Raw genomic sequence first — 9646 nt, 5'->3', positions numbered from 1 at the left:
CGTGGTGCGGACACCCACCCAGGCCCTCGTCACGGCCTGCGCGCTCGCGGCGGCACTCCTCGTTGCCGGAGGCGCCGGAAGCGGCGGAGGCGGCGGCGAGAACAGCGCCGAGGCGAACAGCGAACTCCTTCTCCAGCCGGCGGCGGCTCAGGGCCCGAGCCCCTTCACCCGCTCCTCGGCGACCTCGATGACCTCGGTGACCGTACCCACGCCTCTCACCCGAACGCCCCAGCGGGCCTCAACCGCCCCGCGGACGGTCTCCGGCGGGATGCCCGGTCTCTACGGCGGCCTCGATCGGGTCGCCGGCTGTGACGTGACACGCCAGATCGACGACCTGACCGAGGACCGGTCCAGGACGCGCGCGTTCGCCCGGGTCGAGGGCGTCTCTCCGGCCGCGGTGCCAGACTTCCTGCGCGGGCTCGCCCCGGTCGTCCTGCGGGCCGACACCCTGGTCACCGGCCACGGCTATCGCGCAGGCCGGGCGAGCGGCTTCCAGTCCGTCCTCCAGGCGGGCACCGCCGTCCTCGTCGACGACCGTGGCGTCCCGCGCGTCCGCTGCGCCTGCGGCAACCCTTTGACGCCGCCGATGGCGATGCGGGGCGACGCGGTCGTGGGCGGTCGGCCATGGCCCGGATACCGTCCCGCCCGAGTGGTCGTGGTGGCCCCCAGCGAGCAGCTCATCACCGACATCACGATCATCGACCTCGTCGACAACACCTGGATCGAACGCCTGATCGGCCACGACTGCCGGGACGACCACGTCGTACCCCCACCGCGGCCGGCACCGCCGACTCCCACGTCGGCTCCCGCGACGCCCCTCGGCCCGCGCCCGCACGAGACGGCGCTCCCGGAGACCTCACCGAGCGCCGAGAGAGACTGCGCCACCCCCGGCACACCCGGCGTGGAGAACTGCCCCACGGCCACCCCGCCGCCCACGACCGGGCCCGCCTCCCCGCGACCCCGCCGGACGGCACCCGTACGACCGCCCCCGTGGACCCCGGGACCGGGATCGGCCCCGAGACCGTCCCGGACACCCCCGATCTCCCCGACGGCGGCGGGCTGATCCCCGACGACCCGTCGGACCCGGCCGGCACGGACACCGCCTCCGGTGTCTGACGGGTCCGGATCGCACCCGTCTCCCGGTCGAAGAATCGGACAAATCCTGGCAAGGTGGGCCCATGGTTGATCGGGGAGCGAGCGCCCTGTCACTCCCGGACGACTGGCCCGCCCACCCGGACCCGATCCTGGCGCTCAACCGCATGGGCAGCTTCGACTGGGACCTGGACAGCGGTCTGTTCCACATGGACGCCCAGGCCCACGAGGTCTTCGACCTGCGCCCCGACGAATTCGACGACAACCCCGTGAGCCTCGCCGGCCGGGTGCCGAGCACCGAGGCCCACCGGCTGGACGCCCTGGTCGCCCAGGCGATCAAGGACGGCAGCGAGAACTACGGCACCTACTTCCGCCTGCGCTGCCGCGACGGCAGCCTGCGCTGGACCCACACCCAGGGCTACATCCGCCGCGACGAGACGGGCCGCCCGCGGCGGATCATCGGCATCGTCCGCGACGCCACCCAGGAGATGGGCGAGCTGGAGGCCCGCCGGGAACAGGCCGCACAGGACGAGGCCAGGCGACGGCAGACCAACGTCGTCCAGCTCACCACGGCCGCCCTCGCCCACGCCCGGACCGTCCAGGACGTCATCGACGTCCTCAAGGACACCCACGGCCTCACCCACCTCGGCGCCACCAGCCTGGTCATGGGCCTGGTCGAGGCCGGCCGGATCCGGCTGATCGCCGAGGGCCCCGCGGGCAGCTTCGTGCCCGGCACCGACATCACCCGGATCGACGAGCCGTACCCGATGAGCGAGGCCGTGCGCACGCTCACCCCGCGCTTCATCGAGTCGCCGCAGGAGTTCGCCGATCGCTACCCGATCCTGTGGCCGCACATCACCGACCTCAAGATCACCTCCGCGGCCTATCTCCCGCTGATCGCCGAGGCCCGTCCGATCGGTGCGATGGGTCTGCTGTACAGCGACCGGTACGGCTTCACCCCCGAGGACCGCAACGTCCTGATCGCCCTCGGCAGCAGCATCGCCCAGAGCCTCCAGCGGGCCATGCTGTACGAGCAGGAGAAGGACCTCGCCACCGGGCTACAGCAGGCGATGCTGCCGCGCACCATCCCGAGCGTCCCCGGCGTCGATGTCGCCGTCCGCTACCGGGCCGCCAGCGCCGAAGGCTCGCTGGGCCGGGACATCGGCGGCGACTGGTACGACCTGATCCCGCTGCCCGGCGGCCGCGTGGGCGCCGTCATCGGAGACGTCCAGGGCCATGACACGCACGCCGCCGCCGTCATGGGCCAGCTGCGGATCGTCCTCAGGGCCTACGCGGCCGAGGGACACCCGCCGGCCACCGTCATGGCCCGCGCCTCCGTGTTCCTCCACGAGCTCGACACCGACCGCTTCGCGACCTGCCTGTACGCGGAGGCCGACCTGTCCACCGGAGTCGTCCAGGTGGTCCGGGCCGGCCACATCGACCCGCTGGTCCGGCAGGCCGGGGGCAGCTGCCGCCGGGTAACCGTGGCCGGGGGGCTGCCGCTCGGGCTGTCCGCCGAGTTCGGTCAGCTCGACTATCCCGTCGCCACCCTCGAACTCGACCCCGGGGACACCCTGCTGCTGTGCACCGACGGGCTGGTCGAAGTGCCAGGCGCCGATCTCGACGACGGCATGCAGGCCCTCACGACCCTCATCACGGGCGGCCCCACCGACGTGTGGGAGCTGGCCGACCTGCTCATCGACGTGGCCGAGGAACGCGCCGGCGACGACGACGTGGCGCTGCTCCTGCTGCTCCGCCGCGTCCCGGACGCCCAGCAGCCCGGCGGCCGCCTCCAGCAGCACGTGGCGCCCGGGGACCCCGAGGCCCTCACCCAGGCCCGGCACATGATCCGGACCGCGGTCGGCGCCTGGGGCGCGCGGGAGCGCTCCGACGAGATCGAACTGGTCGCCGACGAGCTGATCACCAACGCCCTGATGCACACCGAGGGCGCCGCGATCGTCACCCTGCGGGTCCTGAGCGGCTCCGACCGGCGGATGCGCGTCGAGGTCGAGGACTCCTCCAGCGCCCTGCCGCGCCGCCGCGAGGCGGGCGAGTCGGGGGTCTCGGGCCGAGGTCTGCTCCTGGTCGACCTGCTGAGCGATGTCTGGGGCGTGGAGGCGCGGGGCGGCGGCAAGTGCGTGTGGTCCGAGTTCGTCGTCCGGGAGCGGACCTGACCTGACCACGGCGGCCCCGGGTGGCACTCTGGACCTATGCCGGAACTCCCCGAGGTGGAAGCGCTCAAGGACTTCCTGACCGAGAACCTGGTCGGCCACGAGATCGTGCGTGCACTGCCGGTGGCCATCAGCGTCCTGAAGACGTACGACCCTCCGCTCACCGCCGTCGAGGGCCGCGAGGTGGTCGCCGTGCACCGCCACGGCAAGTTCCTCGACCTGGAGACGGACGGCGGCCCGCACTTCGTCACCCACCTGGCCCGCGCGGGCTGGCTGCACTGGAAGGACCGCCTCCCCGACGGCCCGCCCCGCCCCGGCAAGGGCCCCCTCGCCCTGCGCGTGGCCCTGGAGACCGGCGCGGGTTTCGACCTCACGGAGGCGGGCACCCAGAAGCGCCTGGCGGTGTACGTGGTGGCCGACCCGCAGGAGGTCCCCGGCATCGCCCGACTGGGCCCGGACCCGCTGGCCGAGGATTTCGACGAGGCGAGCTTCGCGGCCCTGCTGGAGGACGAACGCCGGCAGCTGAAGGGCGCCCTGCGCGACCAGACGCTCATCGCCGGCGTGGGCAACGCCTACAGCGACGAGATCCTGCACGCGGCGAGAATGTCCCCCTTCAAACTGGCCGCGTCCCTGACCCCCGAGGAGACGGAGACCCTCTACCGGGCCCTGCGTTCGACGCTCACCGACGCGGTGGAACGCTCAAGAGGTGTGGCGGCGGGCCGCCTGAAGTCGGAGAAGAAGTCGGGCCTGCGCGTCCACGGCCGCACCGGTCAACCCTGCCCGGTCTGCGGCGACACCATCCTGGAGGTCTCCTTCAGCGACTCCTCGCTCCAGTACTGCCCCACCTGCCAGACGGGCGGCAGGACACTGGCGGACCGGAGGATGTCGAGACTGCTCAAGTGATCCGACGTGCTCAGCCGGGATCCAGCGTCACCAGATGCTCCCCGCTCGACGTCCTGACCTCGTAGCGGTCGATCTGGTCGGCGTGGAAGGTGGAGCTGCCCATCATGGTGTTGTCGTCCGTGGCGTGCCCGGTGGCGTTCCAGCCGGTGACCGTCTCCTCCTTGCCGTCGCGGCTGACCGCGACGAGGTGACAGGCGCGGGGGCCGGACTCGTCCTTGACCTTGAGCTCCACCTGGGTGCCCCAGTCCTCGTCCTCGGTGGTGACCTGGGCCCACACGCCGGACCGGCCGTCGGTGGCCTCGACACTGCTGGCCCGGCCCGGGTCGCCGCCCGCCGTCAGCGCGAGGGTGGAACCGCCCACCGCCAGGACCACCGAGGCGGCAACGGCGTACAACAACCGCCTGCGGCGCGCCCGGTGCCGCGTCGCGACCTCGCCGAGGAGGCGGTTGAGAAGCTGGGGGCCGGGCTGGGCCATCGGGTGCACGACGCGCGGAGTGGCCCGGCGGTAGAGCATCATCTGACGGGTCACCGGACCGAACTCGGTCACGTGTGCCGCGCACTTGGGGCACTCCATGAGGTGATCCTCGAAGCGGAAGGCCTCCGCCTCATCCAGCACGCCGAGCGCGTACGCGCCGACGTCGCGATGCCTCTCCAAGGACCTCATGCGGAAACCTCGTGCCGTTGAGTGTGGGTGGGGTTACTGGTTGCTCCCACCGGTACGCACCAGCCCGCCGAATCACTCAAGGCATGCACAGAATCGTGACCAAGGGATTCGGAGCGGTCGGCCCCGCGGATTGGTCCGAATCGAAAGGAATCTAGAACAGGTGGATGGCGAGGTGACCGAGGGGCAGACCGAGCTGCCACGCCGGTGTCCACACCTTCGGACCGTCGTCCTCACCGACGCCCGCCCCGCCGCCCGGCACGGCGTTCAGATCGGGTGCGAGCAGCTCCGTCTCCTCCAGCCAGCGCCAGGCCGCCGCCGCGAGTTCGAGGTCCGGCGCGGGCTCGCCGGTGGCCACCGCCTCGGCGGTCAGCGCGGCCATCCGCTCGCACACCCAGTCCTGCCACGGCTGGTCGTACGCCGTCAGGGACAGCCAGTTCTCCAGCTGGGAGACGACCTGGATGCCGGAGAGCTCTCCCTCGGTGTCGGCGAGGAAGACGGTCAGCGCCAGCGCGTCCCGTCCGGCGCGGAACTCGAAGGACGTGGGGGGCATCAGATCGCCGGAACGCAGCAGTTCGTCGGCGATGTACTCGGCGTACAACCAGGCCATGGGGACGAGGAGTTCGCCCCCGCCGGTGCCGTCCGTGCTCTCTTGACCTCTGTGCAGCATCCCTTCCTGCCTTCCTCCGGTACGTGCGCGTCGCCCGACCCCGGGCCTTGGGGTCCCGGCGCAGGATTCCCACCTGCCGCGCGGCGTCCGGCACGCACGCTCGCGGCGTTGCCGAATCGCCCACGTGGCTCCGCCACGAGGACGCTCCGGCGCCTTGCGATCGCACGCACCAGACGCCGCGCGGCCCGCCCTTCGGGCGGACGGTGCGAATCCTGCGCCAGGACCCCATCCGGAACACGGATGAGGACAGCCGATTACTCAACCGGGGTCCTCAGCAAGGCGCTTTACGGAGGTTTGACTTTCCCATTGGTTTCACCGCAGGTCGGCCGCGTATCCCGGAAGGCCCCGGCGCAGGGCCCGCAGCGCGTAGTACGCGCGGGACTTCACCGTACCGGGCGGAATCCCGAGGATTTCGGCGGCCTCCGCCACACTCGCCCCCTGGAAATACACCAGCACCAGGACTTCACGGTGCTCCGGAGTGAGTGTCTTCACAGCCTCGCGTACGTCGAGGGCGGCGGCCGCCCGTTCGGCGTGATCGGCGCACACCCGGGCGTTCTCCAGAACCGCGTCGCCGACCTCGGCGGGGCGTGCCTGCCGGGCCCGTCGCGCGTCGATAGCGAGCCGGCGTCCCACGGTCAGCAGCCATGGCCGTACGGACTCGAAGGCGTCGGCGCGCAGCGCCTCGGGGTGCTGCCAGGCGCGCACGAGGGTCTCCTGCACCAGGTCCTCGGCGCGTTGCCGGTCGCCGTCACTGAGCCGGAGCAGGAGCGCGAAGAGGGGCCGGCCGTGCTCCCGCTGCAGTGCGGCGAGCTCGTGCTCGGCGGTCGTCCCGTTCGTGAGGGTGGTTCCGGCCGTCATGGCCGTATGGCACCTCAGCACGGGGCCGGGGGACAGGGCACGCACAAGGATCTGCGGCGGACGGTCGATCGCGTCGACGAACGGTCCGATGAACGGTCCCTTCCGCGTCGCGGCCACCCCGGACGGGTCAAGAAGGCGGCCAGACCGTTTGCGGACACGGACAAGCTCATACCTATTCGTCAGCAAATATGACCACAGTGGGGTGAGCTGATGATTGCACGCAGACGGCAGGTTGCCCTGGCCCTCACGGCGCTTCTCGCCGGGGGCGCCGCCTGTCAGGCGCACGACCACGAGACACCCGGGCGCCCGGCCCCGGCCGCCGCCGCACCGCGCGGCTTCACACTCGTCGCCTCCGGTGACGTCCTGCCGCACAGTTCGATCATCGACCGGGCCCGCTTCGACGCGGGCGGGGGCGGCTACGACTTCCGTCCGATGCTGTCCGGAATCCGATCCGTCGTCTCCCGCGCCGATCTGGCGCTGTGTCACATGGAGACCGTCTACGGCGCGAACGGCGACTACACCGGCTACCCGACCTTCAAGTCACCGCCCGAGGTGGCCCAGGCCCTCGCCGTCACCGGCTACGACGGCTGCTCCACCGCCTCCAACCACAGCCTCGACGACGGCTCAGGCGGTATCCGCCGCACCCTCGACGCCCTGGACCGCGCGGGCGTACGGCATGCCGGGTCGGCCCGCACCGAGGCGGAGGCGCACACGGTCACCGTCCTGCGTGCCGGGTCGGCGAAGGTCGCCCACCTCGCCTACACCTATGACACCAACGGTCTCCCGTTGCCCCAGGGGCAGCCCTGGGCGGTCAACCTGATGGACGAGAAAAAGATCCTGGCGGACGCCCGGGCCGCCCGGAAGGCGGGCGCCGACATCGTCGTCGTATCGCTGCACTGGGGCACGGAATGGCAGGACGAGCCCGACGAGCAGCAGGTGGCCCTGGCGCGCGATCTGACCGCCGCCCGCGTCGGCGGCCGTCCCGACGTCGACCTGATCCTCGGCACCCACGCCCATGTCCCGCAGGCGTACGAGAAGGTCAACGGCACCTGGGTCGTCTACGGCATGGGCGACCAGATCGCCGGTGAGATGTTCAACAACGAGGGCGCGCAGGACCCGCGCGGCAACCAGTCCACCCTCGGCCGCTTCACCTTCGCCCCGCCCGCCCGGCCGGGTGGGCGCTGGCGGGTCACGAAGGCGGAGTTCGTACCGCAGATGTTCGACGTGGACGCCGGCCGGGTGGTGAACCTCAACCAGGCGATCGCGCAGGGCGCCGATCTCGAGGGCGTCCGCGACCGGATCCGGGAGGTGGTGCTGAGCCGGGGCGCGGCCGAGGACGGGCTGGCGATGGGGCAGTAGGTCAGTCCACGTCCACGTGGTCGAAGGTCCGCAGCATCTCCTTCAGCACCCGTACGCACGCCCGGAGTTCGGCTTCGGTCAGCTCGCCGCCGCCGACCTGCCGGTTCAGGGCGTGCTCGCGGGCGAGGATCGCGGTGATGACGGCCACGCCCTCGTCCGTGATCCGGATCAGGTAGGACCGCTGGTGGGCGGGGTTGGGCGTGGCCTCCGCCCAGCCCCGCTCCATCGCGTCGTTGGCCATGCGCTGCACGAACTGCCGGGTGAGCGCCATGAGCCGACCCATCTGGGGAACCGTCATGGGCCCGTACCTGTGCAGCAGTACGAGGACGGAACGCACGCCGACGGACACCCCGCCGACCGCCTCGTCCTGCTCCAGTTTGCGCAGGCCGCGTCGGTAGAGCGCGCCGACGAGGTCGAACACCTCGCTGACCCGGTGGCCGAGATCGTCGGGCGGCAGTGGTTCGTCGATGTCGTTCACCCGCTCATCATGCACCGGTTCATTATGACAACCAGGTTGTCAAAGTTCCCCGTCCATGACACCTTGGTTGTCATGACAGCTGCTTCGGAACTGAGCTTCTTCGCGTCTGCCGACGGGGACATCGCCTATCTCGACACCGGAACCGGGGATCCCGTCGTCCTGCTGCACTCCGGCTACGTCGACCACCGCCTCTTCGAGGCCCAGACACCGGTCCTCGCCGCCGAGCACCGCGTCATCGCCGTGGACGTCCGCGGCCACGGCTGGACCGCCAACGCCACCAAGCCCTTCCGCTGGGCCGACGACCTCGCCGACCTGCTGCGCCACCTCGACGCGGGCCCCGCGGTCCTGGTCGGCGTCTCGATGGGTGGGGCCATCGCCGGTGACACGGCGCTCGAGTATCCGGAACTGGTCCGGGGGATCGTGCTGAGCGGGGCCTCGGTCAGCGACTTCGAGTACACCCACGAGGTGACCCGACAGATCGTGGCGGAGTCTCAGCGGACCCTGTACTCGGGTGACATCGACGGCTGGCTGAAGGTGTTCCTCAAGTCCGTCGCGGGCCCCTTCCGCGAGGCCGACGAGGTCGACCCGCGCATCCTGGACCACCTGCGCGAGATGGCCCTGCACACCGTCGCCAAGCACACACCGGGCGAACGGAACTGGCACGTACCCATGACCGACACCTGGTCCCGGGTCCCGAAGATCGACGTGCCGGTGCTCACCGTCAACGGCACGCTCGACTCACCCGACCTGCTCGCCGACGCGGAACTCTTCGCCGGCACCGTCCGCAACGGCCGCTCGGTCCTGGTGGAGGGCACCTCGCACTTCCCGAACCTGGAGAGGCCCGAAGAGTTCAACGCGATCGTGCTGGACTTCCTGCGCTCGCTCTGACGCCCTGTCGGCGCCGGGTACCGGACCGGCCGCGCGAGGAGGCGCTCGCCCGATCCCGAACGGGCTTACGGCACCACGGTCACCGGCCAGCGCCCCGCCTTGACCAGCCGCACCGCGACGGAACCGACGATCCGGTGGCCGGCCTGCTCCGAGGCCCCGACGACGACCGCGTCGGCCTTGAGCTCGTCCGCCGCCTTCGTCAGCCCGCTGTAGGGGTCGCCGCGGAAGGTGTGGAACTCCCAGCGCACATCGAATATCCCCTTGTTCTGCTCGGTCGCGTGCCGGATCTGGGCGACCAGGTCCTCGGCGATCTCGTCGGTCGTCTCGGCGACCGGCGCGCCGAGCGCGGCACCCGAGGCGATCACCGGCTGGACGTACACGACGGCGAGCAGCGCGTGCTGCCGCCGGGCCAGACCGCCGGCGTATGCCGCGGCGCGGAGCGAGGAGTCGGAGCCGTCCACGCCGACGACGATGACCTTGGGCCCGTCCGTGCCTCGCTCGAACTGGTGCGCATGCTGTTCCGTCACGGCTGTGAGGTTATCGGAAGCCGCAGGTCCGGGCGGCAC

The 9646-nt window shown here is 71.4% G+C and carries 10 protein-coding genes; 5 read left to right on the top strand and 5 right to left on the bottom strand.

The features are described from left to right. Positions 1-4 precede the first annotated feature (4 nt). The 3 genes from BFN33_RS17480 (at position 5) to BFN33_RS17470 (ending at position 4166) form a co-directional block, all read left to right on the top strand. Entirely contained in the window at positions 5-1063 is a 1059-nt protein-coding gene (locus BFN33_RS17480; protein WP_256122780.1) for a DUF6777 domain-containing protein, read from the top strand. A 115-nt stretch (positions 1064-1178) separates the two neighbouring features. Continuing rightward, positions 1179-3266, top strand: a complete 2088-nt coding sequence (locus BFN33_RS17475; RefSeq protein WP_069760986.1) for a SpoIIE family protein phosphatase — start codon at positions 1179-1181, stop codon at positions 3264-3266. Between the two features lie 36 nt (positions 3267-3302). Further along, a complete protein-coding gene (locus BFN33_RS17470) occupies positions 3303-4166 on the top strand; it encodes an Fpg/Nei family DNA glycosylase (RefSeq protein ID WP_069760985.1) in 864 nt (287 codons plus the stop codon). Between the two features lie 10 nt (positions 4167-4176). Here BFN33_RS17470 and BFN33_RS17465 read toward each other — a convergent pair whose 3' ends face one another. The 3 genes from BFN33_RS17465 to BFN33_RS17455 form a co-directional block, all read right to left on the bottom strand. Further along, on the bottom strand, positions 4177-4830 hold the full coding sequence (locus tag BFN33_RS17465; RefSeq protein ID WP_069760984.1) for a zf-HC2 domain-containing protein: 654 nt from the start codon (positions 4828-4830) through the stop codon (positions 4177-4179). A gap of 151 nt (positions 4831-4981) precedes the next feature. After that, positions 4982-5497 (bottom strand): hypothetical protein, encoded by a 516-nt coding sequence (locus tag BFN33_RS17460; RefSeq protein WP_069760983.1) that lies wholly within the window; start codon positions 5495-5497, stop codon positions 4982-4984. Positions 5498-5809: 312 nt separating this feature from the next. Next, positions 5810-6355 carry a sigma-70 family RNA polymerase sigma factor gene (locus BFN33_RS17455; RefSeq protein ID WP_069761138.1) on the bottom strand — a complete coding sequence of 182 codons (546 nt, stop codon included), beginning with the start codon at positions 6353-6355 and terminating at the stop codon, positions 5810-5812. A gap of 210 nt (positions 6356-6565) precedes the next feature. On the opposite strand from BFN33_RS17455, the gene BFN33_RS17450 reads away from it, so the two are divergent. Further along, positions 6566-7714, top strand: a complete 1149-nt coding sequence (locus BFN33_RS17450) for a CapA family protein (protein ID WP_069760982.1) — start codon at positions 6566-6568, stop codon at positions 7712-7714. 1 nt (position 7715) lies between these two features. Here BFN33_RS17450 and BFN33_RS17445 read toward each other — a convergent pair whose 3' ends face one another. Beyond that, a complete protein-coding gene (locus tag BFN33_RS17445; RefSeq protein ID WP_069760981.1) occupies positions 7716-8192 on the bottom strand; it encodes a MarR family winged helix-turn-helix transcriptional regulator in 477 nt (158 codons plus the stop codon). 72 nt (positions 8193-8264) lie between these two features. Here BFN33_RS17445 and BFN33_RS17440 point away from each other — a divergent pair, with 72 nt between their 5' ends. Beyond that, positions 8265-9080, top strand: coding sequence for an alpha/beta fold hydrolase (locus BFN33_RS17440; protein ID WP_069760980.1), 816 nt, complete (start codon positions 8265-8267; stop codon positions 9078-9080). Between the two features lie 65 nt (positions 9081-9145). On the opposite strand, the gene BFN33_RS17435 is transcribed toward BFN33_RS17440, so the two are convergent. Continuing rightward, a complete protein-coding gene (locus BFN33_RS17435; protein ID WP_057617986.1) occupies positions 9146-9607 on the bottom strand; it encodes a universal stress protein in 462 nt (153 codons plus the stop codon). Positions 9608-9646 lie beyond the last annotated feature (39 nt).

Source organism: Streptomyces sp. LUP47B, assembly GCF_001746295.1.
In the GTDB taxonomy this organism is placed as follows: Bacteria; Actinomycetota; Actinomycetes; order Streptomycetales; family Streptomycetaceae; genus Streptomyces.
This window is presented reverse-complemented; position numbering and strand designations above follow the sequence as displayed.

What these genes read in the sequence shown, in the direction of transcription:
- BFN33_RS17470 (WP_069760985.1), top strand. Translation starts at nt 3,303, where the DNA reads ATGCCGGAACTCCCCGAGGTGGAAGCGCTCAAGGACTTCCTGACCGAG.
- BFN33_RS17440 (WP_069760980.1), top strand. Translation starts at nt 8,265, where the DNA reads ATGACAGCTGCTTCGGAACTGAGCTTCTTCGCGTCTGCCGACGGGGAC.
- BFN33_RS17455 (WP_069761138.1), bottom strand. Translation starts at nt 6,355, where the DNA reads ATGACGGCCGGAACCACCCTCACGAACGGGACGACCGCCGAGCACGAG.
- BFN33_RS17450 (WP_069760982.1), top strand. Translation starts at nt 6,566, where the DNA reads ATGATTGCACGCAGACGGCAGGTTGCCCTGGCCCTCACGGCGCTTCTC.
- BFN33_RS17465 (WP_069760984.1), bottom strand. Translation starts at nt 4,830, where the DNA reads ATGAGGTCCTTGGAGAGGCATCGCGACGTCGGCGCGTACGCGCTCGGC.
- BFN33_RS17475 (WP_069760986.1), top strand. Translation starts at nt 1,179, where the DNA reads ATGGTTGATCGGGGAGCGAGCGCCCTGTCACTCCCGGACGACTGGCCC.
- BFN33_RS17460 (WP_069760983.1), bottom strand. Translation starts at nt 5,497, where the DNA reads ATGCTGCACAGAGGTCAAGAGAGCACGGACGGCACCGGCGGGGGCGAA.